The sequence below is a fragment of the Flavobacterium glucosi genome (assembly GCF_048286535.1).
In the GTDB taxonomy this organism is placed as follows: domain Bacteria; phylum Bacteroidota; class Bacteroidia; order Flavobacteriales; family Flavobacteriaceae; genus Flavobacterium.
This window is the reverse complement of record NZ_JBLVPK010000001.1, coordinates 368,784-387,066: the sequence shown is the minus strand read 5'-3', so window position 1 is coordinate 387,066 and position 18,283 is coordinate 368,784. Positions and strand designations below refer to the sequence as shown.

Annotated in this window: 16 protein-coding genes; 6 read left to right on the top strand and 10 right to left on the bottom strand. The window is 32.8% G+C overall.

What is annotated here, in order from left to right:
* Position 1: 1 nt before the first annotated feature.
* Genes mraY through mraZ form a run of 6 tightly spaced genes read right to left on the bottom strand, consistent with a single transcriptional unit; the run spans position 2 to position 6,402 of the window.
* Positions 2 to 1,231: a phospho-N-acetylmuramoyl-pentapeptide-transferase gene (gene mraY, locus ACNQGD_RS01890; protein ID WP_417998115.1), complete on the bottom strand. Its 1,230-nt coding sequence runs from the start codon at positions 1,229 to 1,231 to the stop codon at positions 2 to 4.
* Positions 1,232 to 1,237: 6 nt separating this feature from the next.
* Entirely contained in the window at positions 1,238 to 2,701 is a 1,464-nt protein-coding gene (locus ACNQGD_RS01885; protein WP_417998114.1) for a UDP-N-acetylmuramoyl-L-alanyl-D-glutamate--2,6-diaminopimelate ligase, read from the bottom strand.
* A complete protein-coding gene (locus ACNQGD_RS01880) occupies positions 2,698 to 4,701 on the bottom strand; it encodes a penicillin-binding protein (protein WP_417998113.1) in 2,004 nt (667 codons plus the stop codon). Before ACNQGD_RS01880 ends, ACNQGD_RS01885 begins: the two co-directional genes overlap by 4 nt.
* Positions 4,692 to 5,039 carry an FtsL-like putative cell division protein gene (locus ACNQGD_RS01875; protein WP_417993911.1) on the bottom strand — a complete coding sequence of 116 codons (348 nt, stop codon included), beginning with the start codon at positions 5,037 to 5,039 and terminating at the stop codon, positions 4,692 to 4,694. The genes ACNQGD_RS01880 and ACNQGD_RS01875 overlap by 10 nt, the downstream gene beginning before the upstream one ends.
* Positions 5,040 to 5,045: 6 nt before the next feature.
* The gene (gene rsmH / locus ACNQGD_RS01870) at positions 5,046 to 5,954 is read right to left on the bottom strand and encodes a 16S rRNA (cytosine(1402)-N(4))-methyltransferase RsmH (RefSeq protein WP_417998112.1); all 909 of its coding nucleotides are present in this window, start codon (positions 5,952 to 5,954) and stop codon (positions 5,046 to 5,048) included.
* The gene (gene mraZ / locus ACNQGD_RS01865) at positions 5,929 to 6,402 is read right to left on the bottom strand and encodes a division/cell wall cluster transcriptional repressor MraZ (RefSeq protein WP_417993913.1); all 474 of its coding nucleotides are present in this window, start codon (positions 6,400 to 6,402) and stop codon (positions 5,929 to 5,931) included. The genes rsmH and mraZ overlap by 26 nt, the downstream gene beginning before the upstream one ends.
* A 381-nt stretch (positions 6,403 to 6,783) precedes the next feature.
* On the opposite strand from mraZ, the gene ACNQGD_RS01860 reads away from it, so the two are divergent.
* Together ACNQGD_RS01860 and yihA are read left to right on the top strand one after the other, a co-directional pair.
* Positions 6,784 to 7,557 carry an alpha/beta fold hydrolase gene (locus ACNQGD_RS01860; RefSeq protein ID WP_099714437.1) on the top strand — a complete coding sequence of 258 codons (774 nt, stop codon included), beginning with the start codon at positions 6,784 to 6,786 and terminating at the stop codon, positions 7,555 to 7,557.
* A gap of 31 nt (positions 7,558 to 7,588) precedes the next feature.
* On the top strand, positions 7,589 to 8,209 hold the full coding sequence (yihA, locus tag ACNQGD_RS01855) for a ribosome biogenesis GTP-binding protein YihA/YsxC (protein ID WP_417996044.1): 621 nt from the start codon (positions 7,589 to 7,591) through the stop codon (positions 8,207 to 8,209).
* Between the two features lie 84 nt (positions 8,210 to 8,293).
* On the opposite strand, the gene gldC is transcribed toward yihA, so the two are convergent.
* Entirely contained in the window at positions 8,294 to 8,629 is a 336-nt protein-coding gene (gldC, locus tag ACNQGD_RS01850) for a gliding motility protein GldC (RefSeq protein WP_417996043.1), read from the bottom strand.
* Complete coding sequence (gene gldB, locus ACNQGD_RS01845; RefSeq protein ID WP_417998111.1) at positions 8,629 to 9,585, bottom strand: gliding motility lipoprotein GldB; 957 nt, start codon at positions 9,583 to 9,585, stop codon at positions 8,629 to 8,631. Before gldB ends, gldC begins: the two co-directional genes overlap by 1 nt.
* A gap of 100 nt (positions 9,586 to 9,685) precedes the next feature.
* On the opposite strand from gldB, the gene nadE reads away from it, so the two are divergent.
* Positions 9,686 to 10,486, top strand: a complete 801-nt coding sequence (gene nadE, locus ACNQGD_RS01840; protein ID WP_417998110.1) for an NAD(+) synthase — start codon at positions 9,686 to 9,688, stop codon at positions 10,484 to 10,486.
* 94 nt (positions 10,487 to 10,580) lie between these two features.
* On the top strand, positions 10,581 to 11,210 hold the full coding sequence (locus tag ACNQGD_RS01835) for a LuxR C-terminal-related transcriptional regulator (RefSeq protein WP_417993917.1): 630 nt from the start codon (positions 10,581 to 10,583) through the stop codon (positions 11,208 to 11,210).
* On the opposite strand, the gene dnaG is transcribed toward ACNQGD_RS01835, so the two are convergent.
* Positions 11,207 to 13,180 carry a DNA primase gene (gene dnaG / locus ACNQGD_RS01830; protein ID WP_417998109.1) on the bottom strand — a complete coding sequence of 658 codons (1,974 nt, stop codon included), beginning with the start codon at positions 13,178 to 13,180 and terminating at the stop codon, positions 11,207 to 11,209. The genes ACNQGD_RS01835 and dnaG overlap by 4 nt on opposite strands.
* A gap of 326 nt (positions 13,181 to 13,506) precedes the next feature.
* Between dnaG and ACNQGD_RS01825 the strand changes: the two genes are divergently transcribed.
* Together ACNQGD_RS01825 and ACNQGD_RS01820 are read left to right on the top strand one after the other, a co-directional pair.
* Positions 13,507 to 17,016, top strand: a complete 3,510-nt coding sequence (locus ACNQGD_RS01825) for a PAS domain S-box protein (protein WP_417998108.1) — start codon at positions 13,507 to 13,509, stop codon at positions 17,014 to 17,016.
* 4 nt (positions 17,017 to 17,020) lie between these two features.
* Positions 17,021 to 17,350: a response regulator gene (locus tag ACNQGD_RS01820; RefSeq protein WP_417998107.1), complete on the top strand. Its 330-nt coding sequence runs from the start codon at positions 17,021 to 17,023 to the stop codon at positions 17,348 to 17,350.
* 100 nt (positions 17,351 to 17,450) lie between these two features.
* Here ACNQGD_RS01820 and ACNQGD_RS01815 read toward each other — a convergent pair whose 3' ends face one another.
* Complete coding sequence (locus ACNQGD_RS01815) at positions 17,451 to 17,894, bottom strand: hypothetical protein (protein ID WP_417998106.1); 444 nt, start codon at positions 17,892 to 17,894, stop codon at positions 17,451 to 17,453.
* Positions 17,895 to 18,283 lie beyond the last annotated feature (389 nt).

The following is an 18,283-nucleotide window of genomic DNA, read 5'->3' as shown; positions in this document are numbered from 1 at the left end:
GTTATCTTAATTTTAAAGTAACAATTGATAATATGGCCAGCATTATGGCAACAATCCAGAATCGCGTTACTATCTTACTTTCGTGATAGCCTTTCTTCTGATAATGATGATGCAAAGGCGACATTAGAAATATTCTTCGGCCTTCGCCAAAGCGTTTCTTGGTATACTTGAAATAACTAACTTGTAAAACCACAGATAAATTTTCGACAAGAAAAATTCCGCACAACAAAGGAATCAACATTTCTTTTCGAACTGCAATTGCCAGAACTGCAATAATTCCACCAATAGTCAAACTTCCTGTATCACCCATAAAAACAGATGCCGGATACGAATTGTACCAAAGAAATCCAATCAATGATCCTACAAATGCGGCAATAAAAACCGTCATTTCCCCCGAATTAGGGATATACATAATATTCAAATAATTGGAAAAAATTATATTCCCAGAAACGAACGTAAAGATTCCTAACGCCAGAACCGAAACCGCAGAAGTCCCTGCAGCAAGTCCATCAATACCATCCGTTAAATTGGCACCGTTAGAAACGGCCGTTATAATGAAAATCACCACTGGAATAAAAATTAACCAAGCCCATTTTTCATATCCATCGCCAGTCCATGCAAGCAATTCAGCATAATCAAATTCATTATTTTTAAAGAACGGAATTGTCGTAGCAGTAGATTTTTCTTCGACAGGCGCAGGCAAAATCACCGTTTCTGTTGGCACTTTAAACACATCCGATTTTCCGGTATCCGTACGTACAGTAACCGCAGGACTGAAATAAAGAACAGTTCCTACTATTAACCCCAATCCTACTTGTCCTACAACTTTGAATATTCCTTTTAAACCTTCTTTATCTTTCTTAAAAATTTTAATATAATCATCTATAAAACCAATTATTCCCATCCAAAGTGTGGTTACAATCAACAAAACGATGTAAATGTTATGCAGTTTTGCAAAAAGCACAACCGGAACCAGAGTGGCAAATATGATAATTAACCCTCCCATTGTTGGCGTACCCGCTTTTTCGTTTTGACCTGCTAAACCAAGTTCACGAACGGTTTCGCCCACTTGCTGTCTTTGCAGAAAACGGATTATTCTTTTCCCATAAATGGTAGACAATAGCAAAGAAAGCATCAACGCCAATGCAGATCTAAAAGTGATGTATTGAAAAACACCTGTTCCAGGAACATCTAACATTTTGTCTAAATATTCAAATAAGTAATACAGCATATTTTTCTATTTATGGAGTTGGTCTAATATTTCTTTAACAATTTTCATATCGTCAAAATCATGACGGATACCATTTATTTCCTGATACGTCTCATGCCCTTTTCCGGCAATTAAAATAATATCATTGGGCTGAGCCAGTTGACATGCCGTTTTTATGGCTTGTTTTCTATCGGTTATAGTCAATGTCTTTTTATAATTCTGGGGAGCAACACCTAGCTCCATTTCTGCAATAATTGCTTCCGGGTCTTCGTTTCTTGGATTATCCGAAGTGAAAATTGCTTTATCACTCAAAACAGATGCAATACCAGCCATAATTGGTCGCTTGGTTTTATCTCTGTTTCCTCCACAGCCCACAACCGTAATTAATTGTTCGTTTTTTGTACGAATGTCATTGATTGTTTTTAGCACATTTTCTAATGCATCTGGCGTATGCGCATAATCCACAATCGCTGTAATATTTGAAGCCGACACAATAAATTGAAAACGTCCCGAAACACTTTCTAAATCTGACAGTAACCGAAGAACTTCCAAACTTTCCATTCCTAGTTGAATCGCAGTTCCATAAATAGCCAATAAATTATAAGCATTAAATGTTCCTATCAGCTTCACCCAAACTTCATTTCCGTTGATTTTCAACAACAAACCTGACAATTGATTTTCAAGGATTTGCGCTTTATAATCGGCATACGATTTTAAAGCATAAGTCAATTTTTTAGCCGCAGTGTTCTGCAACATCACAGGCCCATTTTTATCATCAATGTTGGACAATGCAAAGGCTGTTTTAGGTAAATTATCGAAAAACGATTTTTTTACATCTCTATATTCTGCAAATGTTGGATGGTAATCCAAATGATCGTGAGACAAATTGGTAAAAATACCGCCAACAAAATGCAATGCTTCGGTTCTTTTTTGATGAATTCCATGTGAACTCACTTCCATAAAACAGTATTCTACACCGCTTTCGACCATTTCATTCAAATAGTGATTTATCGTAATCGAATCTGGAGTGGTATGAGTTGCTTTGTATTCAATATCGTCAACTAAAATTTTTACTGTAGAAAGTAATCCAACTTTAAATCCTGCTTTTTTAAATAATTGGTACAACAAAGAAGCAATGGTCGTTTTACCGTTTGTTCCTGTTATTCCAACCAATTTCAAGTTTTGAGACGGATCTCCAAAATAATTTGCAGCCATAAATGCGAGGGCTGAATTCGTATCTTTTACCTGAACATACGTAATTCCTTTAACAATATTCTCCGGAAACGTATCGCATATAACCGCTACAGCTCCTAGCTCAATTGCTTTTTCTATAAAATCATGACCATTAGAAATGGAGCCACGAATAGCAATAAAAACATCATTGGACCCGATTTTTCTAGAATCGAAATCCATTTTGTTTATAGCAATTTCCGTCGACCCTTTTACGGCTTCGATAGCTACTTTATACAATATGTCTTTTAAGATTTTCACGATAATTCTAATAAAATTGTTGTGTTTCTAACTATGTTTTGTCCTGCCTGAAGTGATTGTTTTTTTACTTTTCCAACCCCAACCGCTTTTACTTTTATACCTAAATTTTCTAATAAAGCTACAGCATCCATTCCGGACATTCCTTTCACATTTGGAATTAATTGCAACTTCTTTTCTGATTTAACAAAATAAGAATCATAATTACTCTCCTGTTTTGCAATCTTTCTATTTAGGTTTTTAATTTCATTTGTTGAAGGTGCGTCGGTGAAAATCTTTTGCGCAATCCTTTTAAAAACAGGACCTGCCACGTCTGCACCGTAAAAATTATTAAGCGCTGTATTAGGTCTATGCACCACAACTATGCAAGAATACATGGGCTTCTCAGCCGGAAAATACCCTACAAATGAAGAAGCATAATACATTCCAGACCTACCACTTTTTCCATAATTAACTTGAGCTGTACCTGTTTTCCCCGCCATAGAAAAATCTTTCGAATAGAGTTTTGAACCTGTTCCCTTTTTTACAACATTTGCCAGAACTGCTTTTAATTTTAAAATCGTTTCTGGAGAGCAAATCCTTGGATTCAAAACTTCTTTCTCGTACTTTTTGATGGTTCTATTCCATTCTTTAATTTCAGAAACAAATTGAGGCTTTACCATTTCACCATCATTTGCAACCGCATTATAAAAAGCTAAAGTTTGCATTGGCGTAATAGAAACTCCATATCCAAAAGCCATCCACGGAAGTGATATGTTTGACCAATTTTTATCACTTGGCTGTGGAATATATGGCCTTCCTTCCCCTTTTATCGAAAGTCCCAAAGGTTTGTTTAATCCAAAATTATTGAGATGATTTACAAATTTTGAAGGTTCATCTTTATACGCATTATAAACTGCCTGAACCAGAACCGTATTAGACGAAAGTTCAAAACCCCGCGCCAAAGAAATTTTTCCATAGCCTCCTTTGTGGGAATCGTTTACTTTTTTTCCTGAATAAACAACAACTCCACCTTTACTGTCGTAAACAGTGCTGGTATCTGCCTTTTTATCTTCCAGAAGTGCCATTAAATCCGCTAATTTATACGTAGATCCCGGCTCGTGTGATTCAGCAACTGCATAATTTGTGGTTTCATAATAGGTTCCATCATTCGCTCTTCCTAAATTAGAAATTGCTTTTACATGACCCGTTTTCGTTTCCATAACCACCACACAACCATGATCCGCCTCATATAATTCCAACTGTTTCAATAATGCATGATGTGCGATATCTTGAACATAAACATCGATTGTAGATATCACATCATACCCGTCCTGAGGATCTACTTCATTGATATCACGAATGGGTTTCCACTGCCCTTTTGCTATTTTTTGCTTTAAAATCTTACCGTCTTTACCGTTCAAGTATTTTCTAAACGCCCATTCAATTCCTTTTCCATCCACTGATGCACCATGCGAAGTTCGTTCGTAACCAACAGTTCTCTCGGCAATTTTACCTATTGGATGTTCTCTTACGGTTTCCTGTTCAATTATAATTCCACCTTTGTAAGCGCCTAAATTAAACAACGGAAAACCTTTAATTTTAAAATATTGCGTGTAACTCAACTTGCGAGCAATTAAATAATACCTGTTCTTATTTGCTCTTGCTTTTCGTAATTCGTTTTCATAATAATTAGATGTCTTTCCCAAAACTGATGCCAATGAATCTGACAATGACTTCACATTTTTTTCGAATGCTTCTGCTTTTGGAGCAACAGCATCAAATCTAATTTCATAATTAGGAATAGAAGTCGCTAAAAGACTCCCATCGGCGGAATAAATATTTCCTTTATTAGCTGGAATCACAAAATTCTTAACCGTTCTTTCCTTGGCTAATTTTCTATAATAATCCCCTTCGACCCACTGAATATTTGTCAACTTTACAGCAATGGCAATAGCCATCAATAAGATAGCGAATGCAACCAGATAAATTCGGTACGATATGTATTTATCTTCTACTGCCATATTTTTTTGAAAAAGCTTTTTTCTTCTTCTTTTTTAACCTTTATTTTTATTGGAGGTACTGTTGACGGGAAAATTTCTTTTTCTATCATTTTTTCAGAAACAGTCGATTCCATTTTTAATTTCATTAGTTCTGAGCGTCTGTCCACAAATTCAGAACGCAACTCTTTAACTTTATTGGTCAACTCGGCAATCTGAAATACTTTTTGTTCAAATCGTTGTGTATTGGCAATCATGACAATCGCCAAAATAATTACAAAAACAATGAATCGCCAGTTTTTAACCGCATCATCATCGATAAGAAATCTAGCTTTTAATAGACTGTAAACTCCGTTTTTCATAACTAATTATCTCTTTTCAGCTATTCTTAATTTGGCACTTCTTGCTCTATTATTTTCTTTTATCTCCGCGTTATCCGGAACAATTAATTTCCCGATAGTTTTAAATGGGACCGAAAAATTACCAAAAAAGTCACGTTCTGGTTCCCCTTCAAACATTCCATTTTTCATGAATCTTTTCACCAATCTATCTTCCAAAGAATGGTATGAAATCACGCTTAATCTGCCGCCTGGATTTAAAATTTCCAAGGATTGCTCTAAGAATTCTTTCAGAACATCCATTTCCTGATTCACTTCAATTCGGATAGCTTGATAGATTTGAGCCAATATTTTATTTCTAATTCTTTCCGGTAAATATTTCGCCAAAACAGCTTTCAATTCATCTGTTGTTTTGATTGGTTGCTCCTCTCTCGCTTCTATAATTGTTCTTGCCAAAACCGAAGCATTTTTCAATTCACCATAATCCAAAAACACTCTTTTCAAATTCGCTTCATCATATTCATTGACAACACGATACGCATTTAAATCATTTTTTTGACTCATTCTCATATCTAAACCCGCATCAAAGCGAGTAGAGAAACCTCTTTCCGGAACATCAAATTGATGCGACGAAACGCCTAAATCCGCTAAGATTCCGTCAACACTTTTCACTCCGTAAAAACGCATAAATCGTTTTATAAAACGGAAATTTTCATTGATAAGCGTAAATCTTTCGTCAGACAAAGCATTCGCCAAAGCGTCTTCATCTTGATCAAAAGCAAATAATTTACCGTCTGGTCCCAGTCTTTTCAAAATTTCTTTTGAATGGCCTCCGCCACCAAAAGTTACATCTACATAAATGCCGTCTGGCTTAATATTTAAACCATCTACTGATGCCTGAAGCAAAACCGGATTATGATATTCCATTGTTGTCGTCATTTATATTTCCCATTACTTCTTCTGCCAAATCCGCAAAATCAACATCTTCACCGTTTATTGATTTTTCGTACAACTCTTTATCCCAAATCTCAACAATATTCACTGCCGATGAAAACACAACCTCCTTAGCGATACTCGCAAACATCACTAAATCTTTAGGTACTAATAACCGACCTAAAGCATCTATCTCAACCACTTTTACTCCTGCGGTAAACCTGCGGATAAAGTCATTGTTTTTCTTTACAAATCGATTCAGTTTATTAATTTTTTGCATCATTAAATCCCATTCTTTCATAGGATACAACTCCAAACAAGGCTGAAACACGGAACGCTTCAAAACAAAACCGTTTTGAAGTGAAGGAGTCAATTGCTTTTTTAAAGGCGCCGGCAACAGCAACCTTCCTTTGGCATCGACTTTACATTCATATGTTCCAATAATTGTTTCCAAGTAAAAAATATTAAATGATGTTGAGCAAAAATATAAAAAATATTACCACTATTTACCACTATCTACCACTTTGTTGATAAGTTTAACCACTTTGGAACAAAAACCCTTAATTTTTGGACAGTCAGAACGTTAGCGCTCTTTTATTTTATTTGTAAGAAAGGTAATGTTATAAAAAAAAGCAGGCTAAATACAATGAAATTTTAATTTAAAAGTATGTTAAACGAGTTCGAAATAATTAAAATTCGGAGGCGGTATACCCCAAAAAAAAGGGCTATTTTTATAGCAACACATATAATTTTACAATTAAAAATTGTTGGAAAAATTCGTTTTTATTTATTAAATCCTATATTTGTCAAAATTGAAAATCCGCATTCAAAAAAAATGGAAAAACACTATAAAAAAGAAGGTAGATACAGCTATTACGAAGCTGGCGAAGGAACTCCAATTGTCATCTTACATGGACTTATGGGAGGACTTAGCAACTTTGATGCTGTTGCAAGTTACTTTTCTACAAAAGGATATAAAATAATCATTCCAGATTTACCTATATACACTCAAAACATTTTAAAAACGAATGTGAAGAGTTTTGCAAAATATGTCAAAGATTTTATCACATTCAAAGGATTAGACAGAGTAATTTTATTAGGAAATTCATTAGGAGGTCATATTGCTTTGTACCATACTAAAATGTATCCTGAAAAAGTAGCCGGACTTGTAATAACTGGAAGTTCTGGACTTTATGAAAGTGCGATGGGTGATAGTTATCCAAAAAGAGGTGATTATGAATACATCAAGAAAAAAGCTGAAGATGTATTTTATGATCCGAAAGTAGCGACCAAAGAACTTATCGATGAAGTGTACGAATCTGTAAACGACAGAATAAAACTAATCAAAACACTGACGATTGCTAAAAGTGCTATTCGTCATAATATGGCCAAAGATTTACCAAAAATGCATGTTCAAACCTGTATAATTTGGGGAAAAAATGACAAAGTTACACCGCCGGATGTTGCAGAAGAATTCAATAAATTATTACCTAATTCTACTTTATACTGGATTGATAAATGTGGTCATGCTGCCATGATGGAGCATCCTGATGAATTTAATCGTTTGTTAGAAGACTGGTTAACACATACGCATTTATCAGTGCACTAATCCTAGAAGGAGAATCTTATACCTAAAAGAAATGAAAATTAATACTGCAGAATTTGTTATCAGCAACTCCGACGTAACCAAATGTCCAAAAGACTTTTTGCCGGAATATGCTTTTATAGGTCGATCAAATGTAGGGAAATCCTCTTTGATCAACATGCTGACAAATCATAAAAAATTAGCTAAAACGTCCGGTAGACCCGGAAAAACACAATTAATTAATCATTTTTTGATTAACAGCAACTGGTTCTTAGTAGATTTACCCGGTTACGGTTATGCCAAAGTTTCTAAAAAAACGAAATCTATTTTTCAGGAATTTATCACTGATTATTTTGAAACCAGAGAACAATTAGTTTGTGCATTTGTTCTGATTGATATTCGTCATGAAGCACAGACCATAGATATCGAATTCATGTCCTACATGGGCGAAAGTGAGATTCCTTTTTGTATCGTTTTCACCAAAGCAGATAAAATCAGTAAAGTAAAAATCGATTCTCATATTGCTGCATACAAGAAGAAAATGTTTGCTAACAATTGGGCCGAAATGCCACATTATTTTGTTACGTCAGCAACTGAATCTACCGGAAAAGAAGAATTACTTTCCTATATTGACGACGTGAATCAAGAAGTTTTCAAAAACAACAGTCAGTTTTAGAAAATACTCTTCGCCACTTTTTAAAAGCAAAAAAACCCAAAACTTTAAATATATAGTTTTGGGTTTTTTTTTGAAAAAAAACCTTTATTTAGTTAATTCCAGTTTCTCAGCAAAATAATCGCAGAAATCTTTCATAGTATCTGCCATTTTCTCGTCATCAGTAGCACGTTTAAAGGTTTCGGACATAGCAACCAAAGTTTGATGAAAGAAAATTTTCATTTCATCAACCGGCATGTCTTTTGTCCACAAATCAATTCGCATACTTTCTTTTGTCTTGCTGTCCCAGATAGACAACATAATTGCTTTCGCCTCTTCTTGTTCAACTCCACCGTCTTTAGCAGACCACATTAATTTTTCCGGAACACGGTTTTCATCTAATTCAATTAGAAACTTAATTTCTGATGTATTTTTATTCGACATTACTTTTTGGGTTTGTATTTTGATTTCATAAATATTTCTTTTGCATTGGTTTTTAATAAATCTACCAAAGGCACTTCATTATTGTTCATATAAGAACGTACCATTTGCCAGCCTATCCAAGCACCAACCTGCCCTGGTGATTCATTATCAATTTCCAAATAAAATTTAGAAAAGGGTGCCGGATTTATAAACCGGGAAATTAATTTTTGATCATTACTGTAAAGCATTTCTTTTTCAATAAAATAACGCCACATGTAACTTTCATTTTCTTGGCACCATGTTATCTGTTCTGGAGTATATCCCATTTTTTCAGCATCGGTATAATCCGGCAAAAGTAAGTCTTTTAAATACAATTGCTTTCCAGAATAAATCATCTGGCTTAACAAATCTTTATCTAAAACCGGCGGAATTTTACGTGCTGAAAAACTCGAAACTACATCCGGGGCAATTTGTCTTGGCTCAAAGTTTTGTTTTAAATAATTTGGAAACTGATAAAACTTATGATCCTTACCTAAATACAATTCAAGTGAAATAACAACCAAACTATCCGCATAAATAGTCTTATTTTTATAATCCATTTCAGAGATTACAGTGATTATTTTTGGTATTTTTGTCTTAGGAAAATAATATTTGATGTGTTTAAAAAGTGTTTCTAACTCTACTTTCACTGGCTCAAAATCACTATATTTTTTTTGAACTTCTGTATACAATTCTCTCCATAACGGATCTTGCATTTTACTCAACCAAACACTATTATCGTTTCCTGGAGGAAAAAAAAAAGGAAACTGTTTTTTTACTTTTTCTAAATCTTGTGGTGGTGTTTCAAAAAATATTTTATCAAAGCGTTCCACTTTTACTTCTAAAGGAATTGCTGTAACAGCACTTTCTACTTTGTTTTTCTTATCACAAGATAAAATAAAGAGACAAAAGACTACAAGAAACAGATAATTTTTCATATATATTAATTAAATTTGTTTCCAAAGAATCTAAGGAAACCAACGCGCAACAAATTGATTTTGCAAATATACATTCCTGATTTTTAAAACGTAAACTATTATGACTAAAAAAAGCACATTACAAGTTGAAAAAGTAAATACCCACATCGTAAATTGGTTAAAAACATACGCTGAAAATGCAAAAGTAAATGGTTTTGTAATTGGGATTTCCGGAGGAGTCGATTCGGCAGTTACCTCTACATTATGTGCACAAACAGGATTAAAAGTTTTATGTGTTGAAATGCCCATCCATCAAGCACAAAGTCATGTAACTCGTGGACGCGAGCATATTGAACAATTAAAAAAAAGATTTCCTAATGTCTCCAGTATTGAAGCTGATTTGACCTCTCTTTTTGAAACTTTCAAGACAGCCGTACCAGATGTTTCAGATACAGCTAGACTTCACTTATCACTTGCCAATACTCGAGCACGATTAAGAATGACAACGTTGTACTACTTTGCCGGAATTCATTGTTTATTAGTCGCAGGAACCGGAAATAAAGTAGAGGATTTTGGAGTGGGTTTCTATACAAAATATGGTGATGGCGGAGTAGATTTGAGTCCTATTGCTAATTTAATGAAGTCTGAAGTCTTTCTTTTAGGAGGCTATTTGAAAGTACCGGACTCTATTTTAAATGCATCGCCTACCGATGGATTATTTGGCGATGAAAGAACAGATGAAGATCAACTAGGTGCCAGTTATGACGAACTGGAATGGGCAATGACCCAAGATGAAGCTGGACAACCTTCAGATGCTTTTTCAGGAAGAGAAAAGGTTGTTTTTGAAATTTATAAGCGATTAAATAGGATCAATCAACATAAAATGACAGCAATTCCTGTTTGTTTTATCCCAAAAGAATAAAGAAGTCATATTTTATATTGATTTACAATTAATTACAGAAATTATTTATTAATTTTACATCTCCAATTACAAATAATTCTAAAAATTTAAAATCATGATCAAAGTATGTATAGCCGATAATTATCCTGTTGTGCATTTTGGAGTAAAATCTTACTTTAAAGATAATGCAGACATATCAATAGTTGCCAATGTAGGTAATTTTTTGATGGTACGGGATATACTTTTAACTAAAGAGATTGATGTCTTAGTTTTAGATTTGGAGCTGGAAGGTCTTTCCAGTATTTTTGAGGTTAAAGCAGTCTTGAAAAATTTTCCAAAAACTAAAATTATTATCTTCAGTGGTCTTTCAGAACAAATTTACGCTCCTAATGCTATTAAAGCAGGAGTTTCAGGATTCATTCACAAAAAAGAAAAACTAGAAACTTTAGGAATTTCAATTATCAAGGTCCATCAAGGAAAGATAATTATGAATGAAACCGTAAAGAAAAATCTAGCATTAATTGCAAAACAAAGTAAGAGCGAACGCTTATATCGTAAGCTTTCTAATCGTGAAGTAGAAGTTTTACGCTATCTAAGTGACGGGAAGAAAAATCACGAAATAGCTGATATTCTAAAACTAAACGAAAAAACAATTAGTACGTACAAATTACGATTACTTACAAAACTAAATGTTACTAATTTAGTGGACTTGGTAAACAAAGCAAAAACTTTAGAGATCGTTTAATACCGCGACATAACTCTCCCTAATTTTTTTGAAAAAGAATGGATTAGTACATTATAATCCATAACCATAGACAAAGGCTCTGTATTATCTGAATTAGCTTCAGATGATAGAGAGCTTTTTAATTCTTCGATTATTTTACCAACCAAATACCATCTTAAAGTAAGAATCGTTTCGGATACATCTTGACTTATTGTATCGTTTTTAGATTTTGGAAAAATATTTTGACCTTCCCAATTGTGCAAAACAACTCTTTCATCTTCCATCAAAATATCAGTAACTTCTTGTGCAAATTCAACTTGTAAATGCATTAGATATTGCTCTAAACTGAAAGTCTCATTCTGGTGGTAATAGCTAATCAAGTTATTGAATATATCACGAAACAGTGGATTTGCTAGCTCAACTTCATCTTCTTGCAAACTCAAATAGATTCTTTGATATACTTTATATTCTCTTTTTTCAACTACAGTTTCAATTTCACCTTCAGTATTTGTTTTCAAAAATGTATCTTCGAATTCTTCATTCTTGTTACCATACAACAATAGAATCTCAATAATTTTTCTTTCCAAACGATATAAGATGTCTACTTTTTCTGCATCAACAGGATTTTCATTTTTTACAACTTCAAAAGCTTTTTGCTCTTGTTTTTGCTTTTTCCCAACTTCAACAACATCTTTTTGTACTAATTGCGCTAAGGTACTCACAAGCACTTGCTCTGAAATATCCATAATGCGGGAACATTCCTGAATATAAATTTCACGTTGAATTCTATCCGGAATTTTCGAAATACTGACTACCATATCCCGAATCAGATCTGCTTTTTTTATGGGATCATTCTTGGCTTCATTCATCAAAAGCGAGGCTTTGAACTGAATGAAATCTTTAGCGTTATTTTCGAGGTATAAAACTAAGTCATCGTAAGACGTTTTCTTTGCAAAACTATCCGGATCTTCTCCGTCAGGAAAAGTACATACTTTCACATTCATCCCTTCTTCAAGAATCAAATCGATTCCTCTAACAGAAGCGCGCAAACCGGCAGCATCTCCGTCAAAAAGTACCGTTATATTCTTTGTCAATCTATTTACTAAACGAATTTGGTCAGGTGTCAGCGCCGTTCCTGAGGAAGCAACAACATTTTCAATTCCAGATTGATTGAACTGAATTACATCTGTATATCCTTCAACTAAATAACAATTATTTAATTTTGCGATGGATTGTTTGGCCTGAAAAATACCATATAACACTTTGCTCTTGTGGTAAATTTCACTTTCAGGGGAATTCAGGTATTTTGCCGCTTTTTTGTCATTGGTAAGAATACGACCTCCAAAACCCAGCACTCTTCCTGACATGCTTTCTATAGGAAACATTACACGGCCTTTGAACCTGTCAAACGGCCTGTCATCTCTAGGAATTGTCAGTCCTGTACTTTCTAAGAACTCTAATTTATATCCTTTACCTAAAGCTTCTTTCGTAAAAGCATCCCAACTTTCAGGCGAATATCCTAAACTAAATTTCTTAATAGTCTCATTCGTAAATCCTCTTTCTTTAAAATAAGAGTATCCAATTGCTTTGCCTTCTTCAGAGTTCAAAAGTGAATTATGAAAATAGGTTTTTGCAAATTCCGAAACCAAATACATACTTTCCCGAACATCCGTGATGGCTTTCTCTTGGTCTGTTTGCTCTGTTTCTTCAATTTCAATATTGTATTTTTTGGCTAAGTACCGAATGGCTTCCGGGTATGTAAAATGGGAATGTTCCATCAAGAAAGCCACAGAATTACCGCCTTTTCCAGAACTAAAATCTTTCCAAATTCCTTTGGCAGGAGAAACCATGAACGATGGAGAACGTTCTTCAGAAAACGGACTCAGCCCTTTGAAATTACTTCCTGCACGTTTCAAGTTTACGAAATCACCAATAACCTCCTCGACTCGAGCAGTTTCGAAAACAGTATCTATAGTGGCTTTTGAAATCAATTTATTTATTTTAGAAGTCCAAAGTTACAAAGTTTAACTAGACAAATTATTCATTAAAACATAATAATAAAAAACAATAACTCAAACTAGCTATTTTAAAATTACGAATTTAATATGCTCTAAAATTAACTACAAATTATGCTCCATTTTCTTAAATTTTTAATTAATATTTGATCCATTTTTATTTGCAATAAAATAAGCGTTATTTTGCATTTCTGAATGTAATTAAGCATTCAATTTATTGTATAATAAGTAGTTATTGTATGAAAATCAGCTTCATTAATTCTAAATATAAAATCTAATCTATTTTGTTTAACAATAAAAATTTGCATCAAGAATTCAGTACTATCCTATCGTTTATAGCAGAACTGTGTAAAGTCCCTTTTGCTGCTATCACACTGACTAATACTAACACACCCTCTTTTATTGCTAAAATAGGCTTAGATTATTCATTTACTATTCCTGAAGGTTTGCACCATTACAATGAAGAGATAATTAAAAAAAATACAATTTCTATCTTTCAAGATATAAATAAAGATCCAGTTCATAAAACAGCTAAAAATACTCTATTAAATGATTTGTCTTTTTTAGCCGGATTTCCCATATCAATTAATAAGGATTGTATAGGAATGCTCTGCATCATGGATTCAACTCCAAGAGAACTATCCAGGACAGAATTAAAAACATTGGAATTTTCTGTTTCACAAATTGAAGTTATAATTAAATTATGGCAACAAAATTATATCTTAAAAAATAAAATTAATGCCAAAGAAACTCAATTTCAATCCTTTATCGATAATTCTAAGGAGATTTTATTCGAACTTAATTCCGAAGGAATATTAACTTATGTTTCTACAAACTGGACCACTCATTTAGGACATCAACCTCACGAGATAATTGGCAAAAAAAGCTTTCTGCTGATGCATCCTGATGATGTAGAAATGGTTAATACTTTTTTCAATACAATTGATTCAACACAAATATTAAACGAAATCACCTATAGAATTTTACACAAAGATGGACACTATGTATGGCATGCAACTAGTATAATTTTATCTATAAAAGAGGGGGAGAAAATTTATAGAGGAAATTGTAGAGACATATCCGAATATATTGAAGCACTTCAAAAAATTGTAATACAAAAGGAATTTTATGAAAAAATATTAGACAGACTTCCTACAGATGTTGCTGTTTTTGATAGTGACTATAGATACACCTATTTGAATCCAGCAGCCATTAAAAATAATGAATTAAGAAAATTCATTTTAGGGAAAAATGATTTTGAATACGCAAAACATACCGGCAGAGATGATACTTTTGCAAAAATGAGGCGCATCAAGTTTTTACAAGCCTTAGAAGCTAAGAGTTTAATTGAATGGGAGGACACCATCGAACGTCTCGATGGTCAAAAAACCTATCACACTCGAAAATTAACTCCTGTTTTTAAGGACGATGGAGCCTTTGAAATGATGGTAGGATTTGGCGTTGATATTACTGAAAGCAAGAGAATTCAGGAACAGATTCTCAAAAGCAGACAACTTATCAAAAGTATAATTCAGAATGTAGCCGTTGGTATTTTGGTACAAGGTCCCCAATCTGAAATATTAGAAAACAACAAAGCCGCATACGAAATGCTTGGTCTTACAGAAGATCAATTGCTGGGAAGAGCTTCGTATGATGATCATTGGAAAGTGATTCATCTTGATGGCTCCACTTTTACAGCAGATGAATACCCCGTTTCTCAGGCAATAAAAAATTTGAAACCAATAAATAATATCATGATGGGTGTTCATCGCCCGATGAACAATGATTTAGTTTGGTTGTTAGTTGATGCCATACCTGTATTCGGAGATTACGATGAATTACTGTATGTTATTTGCTCCTTCAATGATATTACAGCATTAAAAAATGCGGAGGATGCACTAAAAATAAGTAATGAACGATTTATTTATTCTGGTGAAGCTACCTCAGACGCACTTTGGGATTGGAATATAATTACAGATAAAATTTATGTTGGGGGGAGTTATTGTGATCTTTTTGGACATAAGTTTGACAACAGTATTATAAAAAGACAAGAATACCAAAACTTTATTCATTCAGAAGACAAAGTTTCCTACCTCAAATCGCTGACAGAAGCCTTAATTAGTGACACTAACAAATGGTCATTTGAATACCGTTATCTAAAATTCGATGGCACTTATGCCTATATAAATGACAAAGTTATAATCATTCGAAATGAAGATGGAACTGCCATTCGTATTATTGGCGCCATGCAAGATATTACAAAAGAAAAGAAGCTGAAAGATGAATTACAACAAAGCGAAGAACAATTTAAAGGAGCTTTCCAGCATTCTGCCGTAGGAATGGCTATTCTAGATATTAATGGCTATTGGATCGAGGTGAATGATCGCTTGTGTGAAATGTTAGGATATTCTAAAGAAGAGTTTAAAACATTTACCTGTCAAGAAATCACTTATTTTGAAGATATACCCGAAGATCTAGCAAATAAAGAAAAATTAGTTTTAGGAGAGACTTCTAATTTCAATATAGAAAAAAGGTACATTCATAAAAACAAATCATTAGTTTGGGTGCATTTTTCCGTTTCATTGGTAAGAAATAATATGGGTGAAATTCAGCATTATATTCCCCAAATTATTAATATTACTGAAAGAAAAAAAATCGAAGAGGTAAACAAATTATTATCCGATGAAAACAATAAAAACAAAAATATTCAGCTTAACGAAGCTAAAAGTATGTATCGTTTATTAGCTGATAATACGGTTGATTTAGTTTGTTTACACAATTCAAATACTTCTTTTCAATACATTTCACCCTCCATAAAAAAGCTTTCGGGCTATACCCCTGAAGAATTAATAGGTAAATCGCCTTTAGATTATGTACATCCAGAAAATTTAAAAGAACTGCAGGGAAAATTTTATAATTTCATTGAAAAGAAAAATGACGAATCTGTACAATGTAGATTTTTAACAAAAAAAGGAGATTATAAATGGCTTGAAATAAAAGTTAGCATTATAACTGATAACGGTGTTACAATTGGTTTTCAATCAAGCAGCCGAGATATAACACAACAAAAAGAAGCTGAAGAAATAATCATTAACACTTTAACTCGCGAACGAGAATTAAATGAATTACGCACCAATTTAGTTTCAACTATTTCACATGAATTTAGAACTCCTATGACTACTATAAGAACCAGTGCTGAATTGATTTCTATGTATCTAGAAAATCAGAACTTAGTAAATGGAGATCGATTACAAAAACGCGTTACTATTATTACTGAAGAAATTGACAGAATAGTCGAATTAATGAATGCGGTTCTGACAATTTCAAAAGAAGATTCTGGAAAAACAGATTTTAAGCCCGTAAAATTCGATTTAAAAGAACTGTGTATTGCTATAATTGAAAACAGCCATAGCAATCAAAATAATAACCTAAAAATACAAACTTACTTTGAAAAAGATTCTTTTACGGTTTTTGCAGATAAAAAACTAATGGAACACTCGCTCTTCAACATACTAAATAATGCCATAAAATATTCCGAAGGATTGGGAAACATTATTTTTAACCTCTTTACCGAAGAAAATACGATTGTACTTGAAATTATCGATTTTGGAATAGGAATCCCAGAGAAAGATCAATCAAAACTTTTTAATACTTTTTTTAGAGCAAGTAATACCAGTGGATACCCAGGTACCGGCTTAGGACTATACATTGTTAAAACATTTACCGAAAAAAATTCAGGAACCATTCAATTAGATAGTAAACTAGGGAAAGGGACAAAAGTGACGCTAAAATTCCCTTTACAAAATGTCTAAAACTATGACTAAAATATTAATTATAGATGACGAACTCAAATTAAGAGAAACTATCTCTGAATTACTGACCTTTGTAGGATATGATGTCCATAAAGCAACAAATGGAATTGATGGATTAACGAAAGTAAAAAAAATAAAACCTGACCTTATCTTATGCGACATAACAATGTCTGAACTTGACGGGTACGGTTTTATGGAACATCATCAAAATTCAGAATATTCAATTATTCCGGTATTATTACTTAGTGCAAATGTTGAATTTAAAAATATAAAAAAAGGAATTGCTTTTGAGCCAAAGGTTATATCAAAAAACCTTTTGTCTTTAAAGAATTAAAAGAAATTATAGAATCTAATTTATTAAAAATAAATAAATTGTAAAAATACACGAATTTACCTGTATACTAACTAGAATAAAACCAGTGAATCAGGGTTATTCAATCGTTAACATTCGTTTTTGCTATGTTAGTTTTAAACATAGAAACAAAACGTTTTGCATAAAAAAGATTGCACTCTGAAACTACGATTTCATTAAAACAAAACTTCCCATGATTTATTAAAAGTTTGTACTTGTAACTTTTTATCAGACTAAAGATTAATAATAAAAACGAAACATAAACTACGAACAATAATTGAAATACAATTTTGTCATTTACAGGATCTATTGCTGCTAAATAAAATAAAGTGGAGAATGTTGATATAATAATTTCGGCGGTAAAATCTCTATTTTTAACAATTCTAATATTTGAAATTTGATTCAAAGATAAATTGATTCTTTCCTTATCGTTTTTAAGAATCACTTTCGATTCAAAAGCAATAAAAAAAGAATTCTCTTCTAAGATATTTTCTGCTTTATTTACTGTTACAAAATTTATATTCATGTTTTTTTGGTCATACTTATTAAAAATCCTACTAAAAATAGCTTGCCATAACTAAATTGTAGCTATAATTTAGTTCATCAAATAAATTTTCATGTGAGGTGCTTGATGATAAGTAACTGATATTCTGGGGCGAATGTATGATACTAAATTAGAAAAGAAAAAGAAAAAACTTATAGCTTAAAAAAAAATACTCATAATTTATATTTATAAAAAAAATATTTATTGTAGTCACATTAAATCTAAAAATATTGAAATGTTTAGGGTTCACTTAAGAGTTCTGAATAAAATCTAAAGAATTTCATCAAAAAATTATTGAATTTTAACTAACCATGCCAAACGAGGTTTCAAATCTCAAAAATGAGCGGGTAATTATATTCGTATCAATAGAA

Bases quoted from the DNA above. Each gene is read 5' to 3' on its own strand.
- yihA (WP_417996044.1), top strand. From the start codon at position 7,589: ATGAAAATTAATACTGCAGAATTTGTTATCAGCAACTCCGACGTAACC.
- gldC (WP_417996043.1), bottom strand. From the start codon at position 8,629: ATGTCGAATAAAAATACATCAGAAATTAAGTTTCTAATTGAATTAGAT.
- ACNQGD_RS01860 (WP_099714437.1), top strand. From the start codon at position 6,784: ATGGAAAAACACTATAAAAAAGAAGGTAGATACAGCTATTACGAAGCT.
- ACNQGD_RS01880 (WP_417998113.1), bottom strand. From the start codon at position 4,701: ATGGCAGTAGAAGATAAATACATATCGTACCGAATTTATCTGGTTGCA.
- mraY (WP_417998115.1), bottom strand. From the start codon at position 1,231: ATGCTGTATTACTTATTTGAATATTTAGACAAAATGTTAGATGTTCCT.
- ACNQGD_RS01875 (WP_417993911.1), bottom strand. From the start codon at position 5,039: ATGAAAAACGGAGTTTACAGTCTATTAAAAGCTAGATTTCTTATCGAT.
- nadE (WP_417998110.1), top strand. From the start codon at position 9,686: ATGACTAAAAAAAGCACATTACAAGTTGAAAAAGTAAATACCCACATC.
- rsmH (WP_417998112.1), bottom strand. From the start codon at position 5,954: ATGACGACAACAATGGAATATCATAATCCGGTTTTGCTTCAGGCATCA.
- ACNQGD_RS01835 (WP_417993917.1), top strand. From the start codon at position 10,581: ATGATCAAAGTATGTATAGCCGATAATTATCCTGTTGTGCATTTTGGA.
- ACNQGD_RS01820 (WP_417998107.1), top strand. From the start codon at position 17,021: ATGACTAAAATATTAATTATAGATGACGAACTCAAATTAAGAGAAACT.
- gldB (WP_417998111.1), bottom strand. From the start codon at position 9,585: ATGAAAAATTATCTGTTTCTTGTAGTCTTTTGTCTCTTTATTTTATCT.
- ACNQGD_RS01815 (WP_417998106.1), bottom strand. From the start codon at position 17,894: ATGAATATAAATTTTGTAACAGTAAATAAAGCAGAAAATATCTTAGAA.